The organism is Lysinibacillus sp. FJAT-14222 (assembly GCF_001278875.1).
GTDB lineage: Bacteria > Bacillota > Bacilli > Bacillales_A > Planococcaceae > Lysinibacillus > Lysinibacillus agricola.
The window spans coordinates 1-18,021 of sequence record NZ_LIYL01000048.1 but is presented as its reverse complement, the minus strand read 5'-3'; the positions used below and the strand labels follow the sequence as shown (position 1 = coordinate 18,021).

Here is an 18,021-nt window from a genome sequence, read left to right as displayed (position 1 = left end):
TTTGCAAACGTCTATTTAGTTGGAAGACTAATGAGTAAGTCCACTTACTCTACATTTACACTATACAATATTTAAAATGCATTTAAAACGACACGTTTACGACGATATAATATTTAATTTAAGTTTGTTCATTTAGACACTCTGTCATCTAATATTTTCAAAAACATCGCTACCATTATGATTAATGGTATGCATAGTACAATTATTATTGGCCAAGAATCCCATACTTCTGTCAAAGATTTTAGCTTTTGCTTATTACTTTCAGAACTAAATACAACAGCTGCAATAATTAAGTAAACAAATGTTACAAAACCAATCGTAAAGGCACCATTATTACTAAGGACCTTCATAAGATCTTTCTCTGTATCATAATTGAATGATTTACTTATAACAACATTTACCCATCTAGTAAGTAAAAAGAGCATACTTAAAGTTGCTAGTGCTACAATGCTAGAAATTATTACTACCTTCCAAATAGGAACTTGATTTATTTTAGAAAATGATTCAGATAGAAGAGTCATTCCACCAAATACACTTAAAACTACAGCTGTAAAAATCCCTAATATTGTAATGAACTGAGGGTATAATTTACTTACTTCTTTTTTGGATTCATTAATGTCATCAATCATTTTTATCTTTGACTTATTCATTTCATTTACTACTTCACCAATGTAAAATCCTACTTTCGACTCTAAATCTTTTTCATAATCTACTTTTAAAGACTCAAAGTACTCTTTCTGATTAAACGATAATTTGAAATGCCTTGCTATTTTTTGAATTTTCTCCGCTATTTCTTCCTGACCACTTTCAATACTATTAGCAGCAGTCATCAAAATTTGTAATATTCCCTCAATTTCCTCTGACTTTAAGTTATTCTTAATAACCATACTAAATATAGCTGGATAATCAATTTCTATTTCACTCTTTAATACTGTATGTATAAGTGGAGTGGTTTTTTTATAAATACTTTCATCGATAGCATTCTGATTATTCACCACTCTCACTAAAGTCAAATATAATTTTTCTTGATTAGAGTTAGATTGTTTCATTATTTATTTACTCCAAATTTGAAATTTTGGATTTGTAATAAAATCAAAGCGTATTTCATCATCTGAATATGAGATATCTTTTTCACCATTAGCAATCTTTGAAGAATCATTTAACCAAGCTTTATGTTCATGAGTAAGGTGCACTAATCGAAATGGATCGTAAGGCAGTAAATTAGTTAATGCATCTTTAATCATTTGCTTATCTTCGTCTGCGACTTCTTCTTTATCATCTTCTGATTCAAATAGAAATGTTTCTTCTTGGCTAGAAAAAAAATCAAAAAATTCACTAAAATCAATTTCCTTCGGAACTTCTTCAATATTTGAAGCTCCATAATGATCAAAACGGAAGTATACGTCCGGAACTACCGGACCATACTTCCACTTTTGAATTTCATTATGAAATAATTTCTTATTGAATTCAGTTAAATATTTTGCTTGTAAAAAATATAAGATTTTCTGTAACTTTAAATTGCTAACAGGTGTCCCTCTAGATGATGAGTCTTGAATAACAAAATCTGCTATTGTATTTGCATCATATGGTCTAACCATGCGTGCTCCTCCTTTTTAGAACTAATCATCTTCAATTACAGTTTATCAATTTTCCAACATATTCTCAATACATTCCATCCAAGTCACACTAATTACCAAGAAAGACGTAATCCATCTGTGCCAAAGAACAACACCGACATCGCATGGACCGCTTCTTTTAAATCCCTTTGAGCAGTACGTTCATGGACATGGTGCAACTCTGCTATTTCAGCACAAGTTTTCTTTTCTTCAGTAATATAGAAATGCATTAATGTATTGTACCTCCGTACCTCTTCGGCTCCTAAGTGCTTACAGTCCATTTCATATACTTTAATCATATTATCGATAAAACGCATCATAGCAAGTGTACGAGCTTCACTTCTTTTTATTGATTCTAATGATAAATATTCCTTATCAGTGGTGAATAAATCATCTGGTTCTCCCTCATCAATATCCACTGTCTCTTTCATTTCATCACAGTACATTTTTAAATGGCGGTAGTTTTTCAATAATATCTTTGTATTAAATAACCGTCTGTCTAAACGTCTAGTTTTTTCCTCTTGTTGCAGTTCATTAAACTTTGATATTGCTATCTCTGCTATAGCAGTTATTTGTTCTTGTTCAAGATTACTCATTAGTACACCCCGTTTCATTCTACCCGATTTATACTTGCTTCCGCTTAAAAATATAAATTTAATTCTTCTTTAATAGACATATTGCCAATCACCTTCCAATCTTAATTCATAAAATATAAGTGAAAACAAGATAGATTTTTTTGAAAATTTTTCACTGTACGGGGGCAACAACATGTGCAAAAGGGAGGTGAAAAAATAATGAAAAAAATGGACCCACAAAAATTGATTTGTGACAGTTGTTGTGAAAATAACCGAGTTCTTTGGCCCCGTATAAAAGCTGTTGACATATGTTCTATTCAACCTCCTCCAGTGGTTACCCCTGGAGGAACTATTATTCCAACAATAAATAGATATTTCTATATTGTTACAGAAGATATTGATTTAACAAATGGGGTAACCCTTCTAGCTAATTTATTTACAGATGATAATGGCGATCCAGTATCAGAATTCAAACTTTTTAATCCCAATGGCTATGTCAATCTTTACATTAATGCAGTGATGCAAGAGGGCGGTGCATATAAAGTAACTCCAGATTCGTTAACCCTTAACCCATTTAATACAACGATTTTTGCGGGAACTCCAATCATTATAGAATCTTTGGGATTCCAACAAATGTGAAATAAAAATCTTCTAGATAATATTTTTCCCTTGAAAGGAGGTGAAAAAAATGGCACTTTCAATTATTAATATTCATGTAAACGTTAATGGTACTTCCACAAGATTTTTTGATGTGTTAGCAGCAGATTTAACAGTTGCTGATGGTACTACAATCGCTGCAACTGCCTTTCTAAATGATAGTGGGACTGCTGCGACTGCCTTTCCAGTAGTAGCGAACGGTTACTATAATTTCTATATTAACGGCGTATTACAGGAAGGTGGTTCTTATACGATTTCTGCAACTGAGTTAACTTTTAACGGTGTTGCTGGTACAATCGGAGCCGGAACTCCATTAGTAGTAGAAGCTGTAGAATTAGTTACACAAACTTAATGATTAATTTCATTCCAAATCATAAGTTTTAATAGTATGAAGCTTTCTAGCCTTTCTTCTATTTTGGTGTTTAGGGTCACTTTTATCCCAAGTGACCCTTTACATTGATTTGTTTTTAATTACCTGTCAAAAGCCTGGATATATTCATAGAGAAAGCATTATATAGTGTATCCCTCTTTTCTCCGATTCTTTAAATTTCCATTTTAGCCATTTCTTCTTAAGGAGATAGCTTTTTTCATCGTTTACACAAATTTTATAGTAATGTTTTTAAATCCGATTACATACATTAGTTTTGGGATAGCAACCTGTTGCATTGCATCGCCCAAGTTGTTATTACACACCGCTATCCCGCCAATACATAATTTAACCGACGAAGCTGCAAATTTTTTAATGTATAGGTAACATCAATTTGCACAAATTAATTTTGAGTGTTTCGCACGCACTTATTAGGTTGTGTGGCGTTGGTTGACCGTCACACCCTCCCTCACTTAGGGTCACTTCCAACTCAGTGACCCTTTTATAATTTCTTTCCTCATATTGTGCAGTAATTGAATCAATCCATATTTTCAAATATTACCTAATTATGTTATCCTTATATAAGTTATTAACTTATATATCAGGAGTTGTTATGCAATGAAAACAATGTCTACAATGGGATGGATTATATTTTTCTTAGGCACCTTTTTATTTTCACGCGGATGGAGCAGAGTATCAGGTACCTTCGAATACAATTCATCTATTCCAGATAAATCTGTTGCACTAATATACATTTCTATGGGCGTTTTTGTTATTTTCATTTCATTCTTTGTAAAACCTCTAAAGGATAAATAACTTTACTGAACAATTTCTTTCAATTGCGTTTAAAAATTCCCATTGAATTAATCGCATTGCTAATTACCATCAATCGTCTTTCTAGCGGCAACGACAACCATTTTTTAAATCTCAATACCCTACGCCTCCGATCGGTTGCAAAGATTCATCATAGAGAAAGGCAATGCTTCATCAAGAGTGAATTTAATGTTGTTTATGTCTTCTAATGATTTCTTCGCATCTTTGATACAGCCATAATATAGACCGCTTCCTGAAAACCAATAATCCTTTACGATTGTTTTGTTACATTCCTCATGCAAATGAAAATTCATGCGTTGTTCATCTTCTTTAGCCGCAACATATACCACACTTTCACCTTTTTCGATTTCCTCTATACAGCCAAAACACGTATGAGCTTTTCGTGTTGTAACCATTCGTTTATTTTTAATGTCTATCATTAGCGATTCCCCTCCCGAACCAGCTACGTTTTTTCGAATGTAATGTCAGTGTTCCTGGCAGAAAAAACACTGGCTTTTCTTGACGTAACATATAAGACTTCCCTGTTTCTTCATCTATTCCGATTACAGCCTCGTTTGGCTCTGTTACATAAATTTTCAATACTTTACCGTTTAATCTACTCCAATCTATTGTTTTAACAGTTGTCATTATTTGTCCGCTCCTTCCCTTAAACTTTCAATCTGCTTCCGATTAAGTTTCGACACATTCGTTGGAAGACCATATTTCTTTCGCACTTCTTCCTGTGTCATTCCATGCTCTAATCGACAGTGCGCTGTAGTGATAATAATCCCTACATGGTTGCACCCTTCAACAAGACACTTGATATAACCACCATGTTTAGCACTCCAATAATTTTCCGCCATCACAATTCACCCCTTTACAAAGTAGTTTTTAATGTAATAAATTTTGGTTTATAAATTCATAGCAACGTTCGATATTCCTAAAGACCTCTTCAAATTCCGCTTCTTTTTCTACGACATAGAATCTTTCAGTTCTGCTAATTTTCAGTTCTCCTACATTTAATGTCCTCTCAATCTGTAAAGCTTCTAACCGTTGAAATATCCAATCATTTTGTTGAATGTTAGTATCACAATCAAAGATATTTAACTGTTGAACTAAGGACATCCCCAACACGCCCCTTGCACCTTATTTCTGTACCAACTTTTTCGATTGGTCTAAATTGAGCGCTGCTAAATAATCAACAGGAATGCCGTTTCTCGATTTCGCAGGTTCACAATTATCTCTAAAGAAATCGAGCGATATAGATTTAGAACCCCGTCCAGCATTTTGGTTTTCATATGCCGCTTCTAACTGCTCAAAACGCAACACATAAATTTCCGGCTCATTTTTACCTTCCAACCAAAAAGCCACTAACAAAAATGCAATTGCTCCATGCTTATTCCATGATTTCAACAACTGATATTGATGCGGCGAGATATTTTTCAATGGGAATCGTTTAACTTTGGTTTCTTTCGCATCAAAAATGATTGAATGACCCTCGTAAATTCCGCTATAGTCAACCCACGTCGGTGTATCAAGGTGTCCCGTTACTTTATTTCCTTCAGTATTTAAAATTTTTACTGGCGTAGGTACTTTTCTAATATCCGCTAACCAAGCATTTCGATATTGGTTATTTGTCATTTCTACTAACATTTCTAACTTCGCGCCTCTATTTGCGTGACTTCTGCTGTATGTTTTCCTCAATGCTTTCAACCCTTTCTACAAGCGCGGCCCAATGTATGAGCCGCCTATTGTTATCTAATTTTTTTAATGCTCATAATGACATAATCTTCTGGAATGCCGTTTTCTCCGCCTTCTTGTAAGTAAATGACTCTTACTTCTACAAACCTGCCTGTGTGCAATATTTTGTCATCGTCAAATTCATTTATTTTCAACTTGTCACCAACTCGAAAGTTCTGATTATTAAAACCACATACAAATGTTTTCAAGCCTTTTATTACCGCTTCAAATTCATCTGGATAGCTGTCTAATTCGTGCGTCATCGGTTTTTCTTTTTGCTCCGATTCAATGACTTCCTGTCGCTTCTCTTTTGCAACAGATGGCGTTAGCGCATTGCCTTCCTTGTATTCTCTGACAACTTCTTGTTGCTGTTCTTCCGGCAACCTCGACGTTTCATAAGCAGTTGTAATATTGATGTTTTCCTTGTCAAACTCCTCTTTTAACTCAGGAATCAACTTTTTATTTATGCTTTCCATACGTGCAACTTGTGTAGGTGATACCTTCATAAGCTGCGCGACTATTTCTCGTCTTCGCCCTGATATAGGAAACCCACTTTTCTTTAAATCCGTTAGTAGCTCCTGTAGTCGAGCCGCTTGATACGTTTTTTCAGCATCTGTTAACTCCCTAGCTGTCGAGTTTGCTAGGATAAGTTGCAATTCAGCTTGAATGTCGTCTACCGACTTCATAACCTTGCATGGTATCTTTTTAAACTGCTCATTTCCCTCCACAAACAGTTCTTGCATGGCTTTCAATCGTCTATGTCCACTTATAACCTCAAAACCGTTTTCTTGCTCACGAACTAATAAGTTTTGTTGAAGCCCCATTAATTCAATACTGGATTTTAGCTCCGCTACATCTTCAACAGTGTATTTATTCTTTTCTGACGGTCGTAACCGCTCAATCGGAATGTGTTCTATTTTGAAAGCAAGCCCTTCCTTTTCTACCGCTTCTTTAGATTTATCATTCATCAGCTGATTTAGATTGAATTTCATGTGTCCGTACCCCCTTTTTTGTGTCCGAAACTAACACATTTGTAGGTATTCTTCGACCAATTTTTCATAGTCTTGTCCAGCAGTTGACTTCTTGTAATCTAATAGCGGTTTGCCGACGAATGTCGTTTCATCAACTTTCACTGTTTTTCTTACTACAGTGTGGAAAAGTGGATAACTTGTGGATGAAAACAAATATTCGCATCCTTGTACATTTACACCATTTTTTTGGAACATCGTAATGAAGCATCCTTTGAATATGATGTTGTCATTAAATTCTTTAACATCTGCTATTTGCTCCACCAGTAGCTCTAAACCATCAAATGCAAACTTATCCACCTTAATTGGCACCAATACATCGTCAGAAGCAACAAGAGCATTAATAACCGTCATGTTAATGTCTGGCGCATTATCGATAATGCAATAATCGTATTCATTAGTTATCTGTGATAATGCTTTCCGTAGTCGTGTTTGCTGCGGGCGCGAAACGTCTAGTAATATCTCTTTATTAGCACGTAACAGATTCATATTTGCAGGAATAATGTTTAACCCTTCGTATGCTGTAGGTTTAATAACACTCTCTATGCTGCAATCTCTATCTGTCAGCAGATCTGCTAAACTTTTATCCTCATAGCTATGCAAACCGAAAAATTTAGAGGTATTCCCCTGTTTATCGTTATCAATGAGCAGTACCCTTTTTCCATGCACTTTTACTAATGTGTAGGCAATATTGATAGCAGATATGGTTTTAGCCACCCCGCCTTTTAGGTTGATTATGCTGATAGTTTTCATATATCCAATCTCCTTTTCTTTTCTACTAATGTTTCCATTGTATCTATCTGCATCATTTCCACCTGAATATACGCGCCACTTACGTAATCCGAAAATGACACATTCATTTGTTTGAACTGATAGTTTTTATACATTTTTTCAAAGATCTCTTGCGCATTAATTTCTTCCGTTGCGATTTTAGTAGCACGTCTACGCGTCAACTTCGTGTCCGACACGGTTACTTTAGGTTTTTTGAGATTACGACTAGGTGTATAGCTCTTCATCGTTTTTGGTCCTCTCTCTTTAACCAAGTAATTACCTAACGGCCTGAAACTCTCACCTCTTGAATCTAAACGTTCCGAACCCGCCCTCCCTTTATTCCACAGCAATTCAGCCGCTTCTCTATCAGGAAAGTTAGTCACCATATGATGATGTGCACGCACCTTCTCACCGTTACGCGTATGTTCTGTTGTATAAATATATTTCAACTCGAAATCAGCATATTTCTCTTGTTTCTTTAGCCAATTCTTCAAACGTCTGACGTAGTTCTGCATATCCTTTTTAGCTTGCGCATGGTCTTCTGGCACATTGTGGTCATCATACGTATGTGTCATGTATAAATCGTGATGGTTTCTAAAGTTCACATTTATCAATCTCGCTACATGTTTTTGTCTATTTTTTTCATTCAGCTTTGTTTGTGCCTTGCTGCTGTTTTTATCCCTCTTTACACGTTTCCCTTGCGGTACTGTCCAATACGGGTAAGCTTCTACCTCTAGAACAGGTCCGCTCCAAATACTTTTCACACGATACCCCGCAATAGCTCTATCCAGTAAGCTATCTTCATGCATTTTCATTAATTCTGACTCACCAAATGTTTCTTCATATGACGCTAAAACGTGTCTAACCTTACGCTGTTTATCCTTCATGGCTACTCTCTCCCAATGTGTTAATAATCTAGTATCCTTGTGGATTATGGTCGTAAATCTAATATCCATTACAAGGACGCTAATTGACTGTTTGCCATGAAGGTTGCTATACTAGCAATAGTCAAACGAGCCGTGTTAACTGTCCAGAGTTTATACGGCTTTTTTTATTTTCTAAAATCAAAGCCCTTGCGATTGCTCACAAAGGCTTTTTTGTTTTTTATGGCGCTGGAATCGTACGTGGTCGTCCAGTTTCACGATGCACAATTAACCAACTATCCGTTAACTTTTTACTTATAAGCCAGTTAAAAGGATTTAATCGGAAACTAGCTATATATTCTTTTTCCTGTCTTGTTAAATTGCGTGGTCTTTTCAACGTAATATACCCCCTTATTGATTTTGATGGCTTGTCCATCTTTGAATTGCTAGACACTATATCCGCTTCTTGTTATAATCGGATTAATCTAAATCTGACGTTTTAGACCGTGCTGTTTAATCGCTACAACGATTAAGCAGTTTTTTTATGTCATAAACTTGAATTTGCATTAAATTTCACTACTTTCGCTGATTTACCTTGTTTGCATAATTGACTAGCCATCTCATATAAATTGTTACGGCGTTTTGCTTTTATCTGATTTTCTAAGTGCTCGATTTTAGAAACACTTTTTTCTAAGGCTGCTATACAAGCCCTCACCGAATCATAATCACCATCACGTAAATACCAATTAATTGCTGTTGTTATATCCTCGCAACATGCTATTTCTTTTGACAGTTCCAATTCTGATAAATCCTTTTCTTTCATCCCATCACCTCCAATAACAGATTTACTTGAAAAATTCACGAACACTAGATTTTTCAGACCTTGTTCATATGCTTGCTGTAGCTGTTCAATCAAATCCTCATTCCTCCCTTTCCTCCCAAAAATCTACTAAAATTTGCTATAATCACCTAAAGGAGGTGATTCGAATGTATACAATTCAACAATTACAAGCTGCTGATTTCTTATTAAAAAGATTAAGTAATTCAGATTTTTTTAGTTTTTATAATCGGAAATTAAAACTCGTTATCGAATTAAACGGTTCTTATTGGTATGGAGATTTCGTAAATTTCAAAGATAACTATCCAATACAGTTTTTTATTGAGGGTGATGGAGACGTTGACTATACTCGCTTTTATTCAGATGGAATAAATGCTACTATCATCTTCAAAAAAATCATAGAAACGTATAACGCTCAAACCAATAAGGGTACGTTTTATACAAATCCATTCAAAAAAATTTCAACCCTCGATTTACTATTTAAAACCATCTTTGAATTAGTAGATTTAGCAGACATTAAAGTTGATGAATCCCCTATCTACCCATATCTGCTAAACGCTCGAACGCTAGATGGTAAATTAAAACTTCCATTCATTAACCTAGAAAATCAACAAATCAATGTTGTGTCGTTTATCGATGTTACAGACGTAATCGATTAGCTCGATATTCAAGGTCTAATCGAATATAACCTAACATGGCGTATGCATCTGTGTACGTCATGTCTTCTGCTTTTAAAAGCTCAATTATTTTGTTTGAAATTTCCTGTGCTTTTTCAAAATCACAGTTCTCCCAAAATAAATTGCTATTGTAAGCTTCTTCTATGTTGTTTACATTTAGCGGATACTTTTTAAGCAAATACTCTTTCACTGGTTCTCGCGGCATATTTCTCACCTTCCTAAAAATTTTATTTGACGTTGCTACCGTCATATAAGCTATAAGTTACGACTATACCGTCATTGGCTCGGTATCACAGCACTTTGATTAGTTATGTATGAAGATGACCTTCACATCAAGCAGCTTGTAAATGTTAATCTTTAGAGGATAAGGTTAACCAACCTTTTACAAACTGCTTGACGTGAGCGAGCTTTGTACCTCGCAAACGTCTAACTTACTGCATGTTGATGATTCAATTTGCTTTGTATTCTTGCATTGTTCCTCCTAACCATTCGTCAATATCATCTAAATCAAAAATTAAAATTCTATCGGCAATTCTGATATGCGGAATCTTTTCTTCTTTAATTAATTTACTGATAGTAGATTTTCCAATCGGACATTCAACAGAATCTAGATATTCTAATAATTTATCTATTGTCCTTACTCTTCTCATTAAGATCCCTCTTTCCAATAAATTATGCTGGTTCTTCCTCTTGCCCTTTCGCAATACTCAAACCAACTCGGATACCCGCTTGATACCCCTGAAGCAACATCATGAAAGCCTGTTGCTCTTGCTCAGTCATATCTTTCAATTTAGTTGCTAAATCGTCAAAAACCGTTTCATCTTTGATGTCATATATTACATCCACTCGACTCACCACTTTCAAATGAGATTACTTTTTAATTGAAATACAAAAGTTCTGTATGAATACATAATAGTATTCATTGAAAACTTTGTCAACGGTTTCGAAATAAAAAGTTTTCATACAGAACTTTTTGTGTTATATTCACTGCAAGGAGGTGATGATATGAATGAACAAAAAGACCGTATTAAGGAATTACGCAAAATTCTCAAATTAAGTCAGGAAGAATTCGGAGATTCAATTGGACTTACAAAATCCAGTATTTCTAATGTTGAAAAAGGTGTTCGAAACGTTACCGAACAACATATAAAGCTTATTACATCCGCTTTCAACATTAACGAGCACTGGCTACGCACTGGTGAAGGTGAGATGTTTGTAAAGGATGAAACTTTCTCATTAGATGAAAAGGCAAAAAAATTCAATCTTTCGGAATTAGAGATTGATATTATGAGTGGCTATATGGAGTTACCTACTACCACACGTAATGAACTTATAGGGCTGTTTGGAAAGATATACAGTAAGCACACTGAAACAGCTGCTACTACCATTGAGGATGAGATCGATGCGGAAGTAGAAAGTTATCGCAAAGAGTTGGAAGCTGAGAAAAAAGCAAGAACACTATTAGCTTCACAAAGGCGCGAAACAAGTTAAGAAAGAAAAGTAAAATCAATAGGATTTAGACGTTTGGCCAAACGTTTTCTAAAACAAAAAAAGAGTAGCTTTTTGGCTACTCTTTCTTACAATTTAAGGAGGAATGCACATGGCTAGCTACGAGATTTTGGAACCTACAAAAAAAGGAGAAGATCGTATAAAAGTCACTGTAGAAGAAGGATACGATGAAAGAGGCAAGCGAATTCGATATACGAAAACTGTTCGCATGAAAAGCTTGTCCGATCGCGCAATCAAAAAAGCGATTAAAGAATATGAATTAGAGGTAGCAACATCAAATAAAAACGTTAGTTTAGATAACATTACATTTGAGGCATTTATTACAGATAAATGGATGGAATTACATGTGAAGAAAAATTTACGTATACGCACATATCAAACTTATAGTAATACCGTAAACAATTTCATCATTCCTTATTTTAAAAATATGAAATTAAATAAGATTAAAACTATTCATATCGAGGAATTTTTTGCTCATGAGAAAGCTGAAGGTAGAAAAAATTTTAAGGGGAAATATCTCATACTAAAAAGCATTTTTACTAAAGCCGTCGCCTGGAAAATGATACACAAAGATGATGATCCGATGGCTGCTATTAAAGAGCCTAATGACGCTAAACGAAATCGTGAAAAATATTACTATACAGAAGAAGAACTAATCAACTTATTCAAAATATTAGATAAAGTAAAGTTGAAACAAAAAATAGCAATTAAAATGGCGGCTGTACTCGGACTAAGACGTTCTGAAATCTTAGGAATACGCCACCATTGTATAGACTTTAAAAATAATACGATTTTAATTGATGCTCAATTGCATTACGACCAAGAAGATAAAAAGTTTCTATTAGGACCTCCCAAAAACGGACAAGCTAGAACAGTTATGGTTCCATCTAAATTTATGGACGAAATCAAAGAATTTGCTGAAGAACACAGACACTTAAAAGAACGATGTGGTAATGCATGGGAACCGGCTCTAGATGAGAATGGTGAACCTATTGATTTAATATATACAAATCCTTATGGTTATCCAAATCATTTAAATAGCATTACAAACGAATGGAGGAAGTTGTTAGAACGTAATAATTTTACTTACATCAATTTTCATGGACTAAGACATTCATTTGCTAGTTTTATGGTTGCTAAAAACTCGAACTTTAAGGTGATTCAAGAGCAGCTTGGTCACTCGGACATTCGTCAAACAATTCAAACTTACAGTCACTTAACCAATGAAGATAAATTAAAAGAAGTTTCAAAATTTGATAATATTTTATAACATTGGTCACTTTTTGGTCACTAAATGAAATCACAACGCATATCTAACGCCTGAAACCACTGGCTTTTCTTCTTTTTTATTTTATAGATGAACAATCGAAGCATTTAGACTGCCTATAAAAATCGTCTGCCTATGAATAATTTGATTTTTAACGTTTAAAAAAAGAACTACGAAATGTTCCTGGCTCAGTGAGGTCATATCAGGCATTAAATAGGCAGCGGCATCTTGCGGTGAACGAATCGTATATTTTTCATCGCTTTGTTTCTGTGCGAGACGTCTACCGAGTTCAATTGCAGCTAATATTTGAATGGCTTTAACCTCTCCAATCCCTCTAATAGCAACCATTTCTTCAATTGTTGCATGTTTCAAATGATGTAAACGTTCAAAAACACTTAGTACGCGATTTGCAAGTACAAGAACAGACTCTTCCTTAGTGCCTGTCCTTAGTAAAATAGCCAGTAGCTCCTGATTCGATAAACTCATAGCTCCTTGTCGCAGTAGTCTTTCACGAGGTCGATCCTCTATATTAACGTCTCGTATCATCGTTCTTGGTAAAACATCATTCAGCAAAAAAGCCTCACTCCTTCGCAAATTGGATAATATTGAGTGCTACCAATTGCGTAAACAACGCTGCAAGTGGTAAGCCGACAACATTGTTATAGTCTCCTTCAATTCGTTTCACTAAAAGGGTTCCAGCCGTTTGAATGCCATAACCACCTGCTTTATCAAATGGATCTCCCGAATCTACATATGCTTCGATAAGCTCCCGTGATAAATGATGAAAGACAACAGTTGTCTCTTCGACAAATGTAGTTTCATTACCGTCAGGCTCAATAATGGCTACAGCTGTCATGACCGCATGATGCTTGCCTGATAAGCGTAATAAGTGAGAAATTGCCTCCTCACGATTTTTTGGTTTATGAAGTAATTCATCATCATAAACAACAATAGTATCCGCTCCAATAATCGTTGCATTTGGAGCTTTTTTTGCCACATCACGTGTTTTTAATAGAGCTACACCTTTTACATAATCTTGCATTGTAGTTGCCTGGACGCTTGTCTCTTCTACTTCACTAGTTGTTATGTCGAATGGAAGTGATAGCATAGCAAGCAATTCCTTTCGCCGTGGTGAAGCAGAAGCAAGCACTAGCTTGTAATTTGTTTTAAACATTATCTGACCATTCCTCCTTATTAGTTATCATAACGGAGAATTTGGGATTTGAAAATTTTCTAAAAATCAAGATAATGCTTATTTCACTATCTTTTATGTTTAAAATTTCACTTGAAGACAAGCATTTTTCGATTTGTAATGGGCAAAAACATGTAAGCGAATGATGTTGATATCGTTTGAAATAGAAGAGGCTGCCGTTCCAATAGATTGCCAATCAGCAGGCAGCGTAGAATCTTTCGAATCATCCTTAAAATTTAATTTTGTTGCTTTTTTGTCAGCTAGCACAGATGGAAGCTCTACAATCGTTGCCTCCTTACAACTGTCACCACTCAAACTAAATGCTTTTTTAAATGTTGCAGGATCCTTTAAAAAGACAAGCTGACTTTCTTCTGTTACCATACTTGTCCAAACATAAAATTTCCCATCAACCTCGACAATGGCACTTTCTTTTAATGAAGGGTGTTCAGATACAAACGAGCTTGCACTTTCATAATTTGAATAGACCCCTGCTTGGCTTGCAAAAAACATGGACCCGTTCGTTGCTCCCCCCGCTGTCGGAATTGTTTCCGTGTCCGTATTATTATTACTACTATTATTGGCTACCCCGCTACTATCATTTTTCAAAGAAAATTGAGTGCTTGCTTGAAGAATACCTAAAAAAATGGCTACACCAAAAAGTCCAACTATTCCCCCAATAAACATCGCTCGAAATATTTGTTTTTTCATCATCTGACTAACAATTTTCATTCGTCCACCTCATTCTCCAACGTATCAAAGTAAATTTTAAAAAGACGAGATTGCTACAATTTGATATAAGTATATGTATAAAAGGTTGTGTAAATGCGAATTTACTACATTTTGATTTAATAGTTCTTTTCAAAGTTTTACTTCAACATAAAATATTTTTGTAACGAAAGATTTACTTTAAACAAAAAAGAGGTGCATTCATTACTCTACTCTTTTATACCTCTATCAAAGAACAATTTTGCTGAATGAGAAAAGGAGTTAATAGAATGGAAATAGAAATAATATTACAGGTGTGTTGATTAACCATTTTTTATCCATCCTAATTTAATACCGAAAATTTAATTTATATATAGTAAAAGATGGATTTATTCATATTAGGGTTTATTTCACCTCAAATTAGAAATTTCTTGCTGTTGAAGGGAAGCTGCCAAACGAGCATATCTTGCAATTACTGAGGATGCTGCACATAAGCCGACAGAAAGGGCATAAAAAAATCAGGACTCATTTTTATAATGAGTACCTGATTTTACTGTAAATATATTACCTTCTCGACTATATGTTAACTATTTTTGAATCTACTACGTACTTCCGTTAATAAATACAACGATCCCGATACAATAGTCCTCGATTTACTTTCTGACTGTTGTTGTAAAAATTGCACATAATCTTCTAAAACTGCTTTACGAGAGGCGTTAGACAGCTCCAGCATTTTTTGAGCGGCCATCGCACGAGGATTATTGAAATCAACAAAACAAAAACAATCACTTATCTGCTCAAATTGATGCAAAATCTCTTTGACAGCCTTGTCAGCAAGAATGCCAATTACAAAAGTAATCTGCTCTCCTGGGAACTCATGCTTTATCGTTTCTATTAATTTCTCAGCACTCGCTGGATTATGAGCACCATCTAAAATAATAAAAGGCAAAATTTCTTCAAAGCGTCCTAAAATGGTTGCGTTTTTCACAGCTTTTTGAATAGCCTCTTTACTTACTTGTAACTCTATCGTGGTCGCCACTTCCAAAAAGGCTGTAATAGCAAGCGCCATATTATCCGCCTGATGTGCGCCCTTCATTGTGCGTGTGAGCTTTGTAATACGGAAGCCATTGTCATTATACTCATAGCTCTCTCCATCATTCTCTTGCTCCACATAAAATTGATGATTTAGCTCAAGAACGGCTGAATGTTTTTTTGAGGCTTCCTGATAGACTATATTCTTTGCCTCTAACGGTAGATCACCGATAATAACTGGACGATATGGCTTCATAATTCCGGCTTTATGGTGGGCAATACTTTCAATCGTACCTCCTAAAAAATTCGTATGCTCTAATGCGATACTCGGTATGATTGATACAATTGGTGTAACTACATTCGTACTATCAAGTAAGCCCCCCATACCTGCTTCAATAAGGGCAATATCTACATTACTAGCAACAAAATGTAAAAATGCTGCAACAGTTAATAGTTCAAAATCTGTTAGTTTCCCACTAAGTCCAGCTGCAAGTATTTGTTGGAATACTTGATTCATTTCCGCTTCTGTAATAGCTTGACCCTCTACTTGAATTTGGTCATGCACGTCCAAAATACAAGGAGACATAAATTTACCAACACGTAAGCCATGTTCTTTGGCGATAGATTCTAGAAATGTAAGTGTCGAGCCTTTACCGTTCGTCCCTGCTAAATGCACGACTTGCAATTTATTCTCTGGGTTACCTACTCGTGCCAATGCTTCTTCAATCGCAGTTAGGCCAGGTTTAATAACATCATCGCTCTGAACATTCCACTTTTCCTTATAGCTATTAAAATTTGGGATCATCGTTGTTCCCCCTGTAGCCATTGTCGTATTTCAGCTATAAAATACAACGAGCCTGTAATGACTATAATATCCCCATCATTCCTTTGATGTAGCATTGATTGAACCATTTCACGCCAATTCGCATTATACGCTTTATTCGTATTTGTAGATAATGCAGCTAATTTGTCAGCAGGCATAGCATTCGGTAGCTCAATTTGTGTAAATGCTATTGATGTAGCAATACTATCCATTAAAGCAATACTATTCGCATGATCTTTATCTGATAATGCGGCATATATAAATCGATAGTTTTGGTGCGGATATACCGTTTTAAGTGTTTGAACAAGTGCAGCAGCTCCTTCAGAATTATGCGCTCCATCTAATACTATATTGTTAGGTAATTGCTCAAAACGGCCTGCCCACTGAGCATTTGCCAGTGCTTGACGAATTGACTCATCTGAAATGTTAATTGTTCCATTCTCTCTTAATGTTTGGATAGCCGTAATCGCTAGACTTGCATTATTTATTTGATGTGGCCCAGCCATTTTTAATGGGACAGTTACCATCTCCATATTTGCTTTTTGGTAATTAAAGTGCTGTATATTAGTACCTTGTATAATGTTTTCAACCGTAAAATCCTTCCCTAAAACAAAGCAGGGAGCATGGCGTTCATTTGCTACCTCCTGGATAACCGTGAGTGCCTCTTCACTTTTAACACCTACTACAACGGGTACATTTTCCTTAATAATTCCCGCCTTCTCAAATGCTACCTTTGCTAAAGTGTCTCCTAAAAACGCTGTATGTTCTAGTGAAATCGTTGTAATAATTGAAATAAGTGGCGTCATAACATTCGTAGCGTCTAAACGTCCACCAAGTCCTGTTTCAATCAGCGCAATATCCACTTCTTCATCCGCCAAATATTGGAACATAATAAGTGTGACGACTTCAAAAAAGCTTGGAAAATCACCTTCATAATGTGTCTCAATAATCTCAGCAACTTTGTTCATATAACGTAAAAATTGTGCATCAGAAATTTGAGCTCCATTAATAGTCATTCGTTCATTAACACGCTCTAAATGAGGTGAAGTAAAAGCGCCAACTTTGTAGCCAGCATGTTGTAACATTTCTCTTAGCGCATTCACTGTTGAACCCTTTCCATTTGAGCCTGCTAAATGAATAGCGCGTAGCCTGTCCTGTGGGTTATCTAGAAGTGCTAGTACCTCTCGCATCAATACGAGCGGTGCACGTTTATGATCAACTGCCTTTAACGTAAAAATAAAATCTGTACATTCTTTCATCGTTTTAAACAAAAGAAACACTCCCTTTTACTACAATATCTCTATTTTAGTACAAGTAGCGCTCAATACACATATATTTCTAAAAAAACTCTTGTTTAATTACACTTTGAATGAAAGCTAAAAAAACACACAGAAAAGCACTTTATAAAGTGAGAATTCGTGTGTTTTTAAGTAAATTTCATACTATTTAATGATAACCAGGCAAGGGAGTCTCGGGACTGTCAATATTTTTGTGTAAATGACAATCCAACCTTTTCTTATAGATCATCACTTTTTGATTTTAAATAGA

At 35.3% G+C, this 18,021-nt stretch carries 26 protein-coding genes and 1 pseudogene; 6 read left to right on the top strand and 21 right to left on the bottom strand.

Features of this window, described 5'->3' with window-relative positions; genetic code table 11:
• Positions 1-128 precede the first annotated feature (128 nt).
• From AN161_RS20070 to AN161_RS20060, 3 genes are all read right to left on the bottom strand, one after another.
• Positions 129-1,049, bottom strand: coding sequence for a hypothetical protein (locus tag AN161_RS20070; protein ID WP_053596107.1), 921 nt, complete (start codon positions 1,047-1,049; stop codon positions 129-131).
• A 3-nt stretch (positions 1,050-1,052) separates the two neighbouring features.
• A complete protein-coding gene (locus AN161_RS20065) occupies positions 1,053-1,598 on the bottom strand; it encodes a type II toxin-antitoxin system antitoxin SocA domain-containing protein (protein ID WP_053596106.1) in 546 nt (181 codons plus the stop codon).
• A gap of 92 nt (positions 1,599-1,690) precedes the next feature.
• Positions 1,691-2,212: a hypothetical protein gene (locus AN161_RS20060; RefSeq protein ID WP_053596105.1), complete on the bottom strand. Its 522-nt coding sequence runs from the start codon at positions 2,210-2,212 to the stop codon at positions 1,691-1,693.
• Between the two features lie 198 nt (positions 2,213-2,410).
• Between AN161_RS20060 and AN161_RS20055 the strand changes: the two genes are divergently transcribed.
• The 3 genes from AN161_RS20055 to AN161_RS20045 all read left to right on the top strand — a co-directional run bounded on the left by AN161_RS20055 (position 2,411) and on the right by AN161_RS20045 (position 4,031).
• Entirely contained in the window at positions 2,411-2,830 is a 420-nt protein-coding gene (locus tag AN161_RS20055) for a DUF4183 domain-containing protein (protein ID WP_053596256.1), read from the top strand.
• Between the two features lie 49 nt (positions 2,831-2,879).
• Positions 2,880-3,200, top strand: coding sequence for a DUF4183 domain-containing protein (locus AN161_RS20050; RefSeq protein WP_053596104.1), 321 nt, complete (start codon positions 2,880-2,882; stop codon positions 3,198-3,200).
• Positions 3,201-3,833: 633 nt separating this feature from the next.
• Positions 3,834-4,031, top strand: a complete 198-nt coding sequence (locus AN161_RS20045; RefSeq protein WP_053596103.1) for a hypothetical protein — start codon at positions 3,834-3,836, stop codon at positions 4,029-4,031.
• A gap of 119 nt (positions 4,032-4,150) precedes the next feature.
• Here the strand turns inward: AN161_RS20045 and AN161_RS20040 are convergent, their stop codons facing one another.
• The 10 genes from AN161_RS20040 to AN161_RS20000 all read right to left on the bottom strand — a co-directional run bounded on the left by AN161_RS20040 (position 4,151) and on the right by AN161_RS20000 (position 9,346).
• Positions 4,151-4,468, bottom strand: a complete 318-nt coding sequence (locus AN161_RS20040; protein WP_053596102.1) for a hypothetical protein — start codon at positions 4,466-4,468, stop codon at positions 4,151-4,153.
• The gene (locus AN161_RS20035) at positions 4,455-4,676 is read right to left on the bottom strand and encodes a hypothetical protein (RefSeq protein WP_053596101.1); all 222 of its coding nucleotides are present in this window, start codon (positions 4,674-4,676) and stop codon (positions 4,455-4,457) included. Before AN161_RS20035 ends, AN161_RS20040 begins: the two co-directional genes overlap by 14 nt.
• Positions 4,676-4,891 (bottom strand): hypothetical protein, encoded by a 216-nt coding sequence (locus tag AN161_RS20030; protein WP_053596100.1) that lies wholly within the window; start codon positions 4,889-4,891, stop codon positions 4,676-4,678. The genes AN161_RS20035 and AN161_RS20030 overlap by 1 nt, the downstream gene beginning before the upstream one ends.
• Positions 4,892-4,919: 28 nt before the next feature.
• Positions 4,920-5,153: a hypothetical protein gene (locus AN161_RS20025; protein WP_053596099.1), complete on the bottom strand. Its 234-nt coding sequence runs from the start codon at positions 5,151-5,153 to the stop codon at positions 4,920-4,922.
• Positions 5,154-5,174: 21 nt separating this feature from the next.
• On the bottom strand, positions 5,175-5,732 hold the full coding sequence (locus tag AN161_RS20020; protein ID WP_277815964.1) for a Holliday junction resolvase RecU: 558 nt from the start codon (positions 5,730-5,732) through the stop codon (positions 5,175-5,177).
• Positions 5,733-5,782: 50 nt separating this feature from the next.
• Positions 5,783-6,760: a DUF3850 domain-containing protein gene (locus AN161_RS20015; protein WP_053596097.1), complete on the bottom strand. Its 978-nt coding sequence runs from the start codon at positions 6,758-6,760 to the stop codon at positions 5,783-5,785.
• A gap of 30 nt (positions 6,761-6,790) precedes the next feature.
• On the bottom strand, positions 6,791-7,549 hold the full coding sequence (locus AN161_RS20010) for a ParA family protein (protein ID WP_053596096.1): 759 nt from the start codon (positions 7,547-7,549) through the stop codon (positions 6,791-6,793).
• Positions 7,546-8,454, bottom strand: coding sequence for a hypothetical protein (locus tag AN161_RS20005; RefSeq protein ID WP_053596095.1), 909 nt, complete (start codon positions 8,452-8,454; stop codon positions 7,546-7,548). The genes AN161_RS20010 and AN161_RS20005 overlap by 4 nt, the downstream gene beginning before the upstream one ends.
• A 217-nt stretch (positions 8,455-8,671) precedes the next feature.
• Complete coding sequence (locus AN161_RS29020) at positions 8,672-8,827, bottom strand: hypothetical protein (RefSeq protein WP_241774608.1); 156 nt, start codon at positions 8,825-8,827, stop codon at positions 8,672-8,674.
• 150 nt (positions 8,828-8,977) lie between these two features.
• Positions 8,978-9,346 carry a hypothetical protein gene (locus AN161_RS20000; protein WP_053596094.1) on the bottom strand — a complete coding sequence of 123 codons (369 nt, stop codon included), beginning with the start codon at positions 9,344-9,346 and terminating at the stop codon, positions 8,978-8,980.
• Between the two features lie 71 nt (positions 9,347-9,417).
• On the opposite strand from AN161_RS20000, the gene AN161_RS19995 reads away from it, so the two are divergent.
• Positions 9,418-9,927, top strand: coding sequence for a hypothetical protein (locus AN161_RS19995; RefSeq protein WP_053596093.1), 510 nt, complete (start codon positions 9,418-9,420; stop codon positions 9,925-9,927).
• Here the strand turns inward: AN161_RS19995 and AN161_RS19990 are convergent.
• The 3 genes from AN161_RS19990 to AN161_RS29895 all read right to left on the bottom strand — a co-directional run bounded on the left by AN161_RS19990 (position 9,908) and on the right by AN161_RS29895 (position 10,791).
• A complete protein-coding gene (locus AN161_RS19990) occupies positions 9,908-10,150 on the bottom strand; it encodes a hypothetical protein (RefSeq protein WP_053596092.1) in 243 nt (80 codons plus the stop codon). The genes AN161_RS19995 and AN161_RS19990 overlap by 20 nt on opposite strands.
• A gap of 244 nt (positions 10,151-10,394) precedes the next feature.
• Positions 10,395-10,595, bottom strand: coding sequence for a helix-turn-helix domain-containing protein (locus AN161_RS19985; RefSeq protein ID WP_053596091.1), 201 nt, complete (start codon positions 10,593-10,595; stop codon positions 10,395-10,397).
• 22 nt (positions 10,596-10,617) lie between these two features.
• Complete coding sequence (locus AN161_RS29895; RefSeq protein WP_158003075.1) at positions 10,618-10,791, bottom strand: hypothetical protein; 174 nt, start codon at positions 10,789-10,791, stop codon at positions 10,618-10,620.
• A gap of 159 nt (positions 10,792-10,950) precedes the next feature.
• Between AN161_RS29895 and AN161_RS19980 the strand changes: the two genes are divergently transcribed.
• On the top strand, positions 10,951-11,436 hold the full coding sequence (locus tag AN161_RS19980) for a helix-turn-helix domain-containing protein (RefSeq protein ID WP_053596090.1): 486 nt from the start codon (positions 10,951-10,953) through the stop codon (positions 11,434-11,436).
• A 109-nt stretch (positions 11,437-11,545) separates the two neighbouring features.
• Positions 11,546-12,724, top strand: a complete 1,179-nt coding sequence (locus AN161_RS19975; RefSeq protein WP_053596089.1) for a tyrosine-type recombinase/integrase — start codon at positions 11,546-11,548, stop codon at positions 12,722-12,724.
• Between the two features lie 87 nt (positions 12,725-12,811).
• Here AN161_RS19975 and radC read toward each other — a convergent pair.
• The 5 genes and pseudogenes from radC to AN161_RS19950 all read right to left on the bottom strand — a co-directional run.
• Positions 12,812-13,267 (bottom strand): annotated as a pseudogene (gene radC, locus AN161_RS19970) (DNA repair protein RadC); the annotation flags it as partial.
• Positions 13,268-13,301: 34 nt separating this feature from the next.
• Complete coding sequence (locus AN161_RS19965) at positions 13,302-13,895, bottom strand: Maf family protein (protein ID WP_053596088.1); 594 nt, start codon at positions 13,893-13,895, stop codon at positions 13,302-13,304.
• Between the two features lie 99 nt (positions 13,896-13,994).
• On the bottom strand, positions 13,995-14,642 hold the full coding sequence (locus tag AN161_RS19960) for a hypothetical protein (RefSeq protein ID WP_053596087.1): 648 nt from the start codon (positions 14,640-14,642) through the stop codon (positions 13,995-13,997).
• A 559-nt stretch (positions 14,643-15,201) separates the two neighbouring features.
• Entirely contained in the window at positions 15,202-16,455 is a 1,254-nt protein-coding gene (locus AN161_RS19955) for a folylpolyglutamate synthase/dihydrofolate synthase family protein (protein ID WP_053596086.1), read from the bottom strand.
• Positions 16,452-17,753 (bottom strand): folylpolyglutamate synthase/dihydrofolate synthase family protein, encoded by a 1,302-nt coding sequence (locus AN161_RS19950; protein WP_241774607.1) that lies wholly within the window; start codon positions 17,751-17,753, stop codon positions 16,452-16,454. Before AN161_RS19950 ends, AN161_RS19955 begins: the two co-directional genes overlap by 4 nt.
• Between the last annotated feature and the right edge of the window lie 268 nt (positions 17,754-18,021).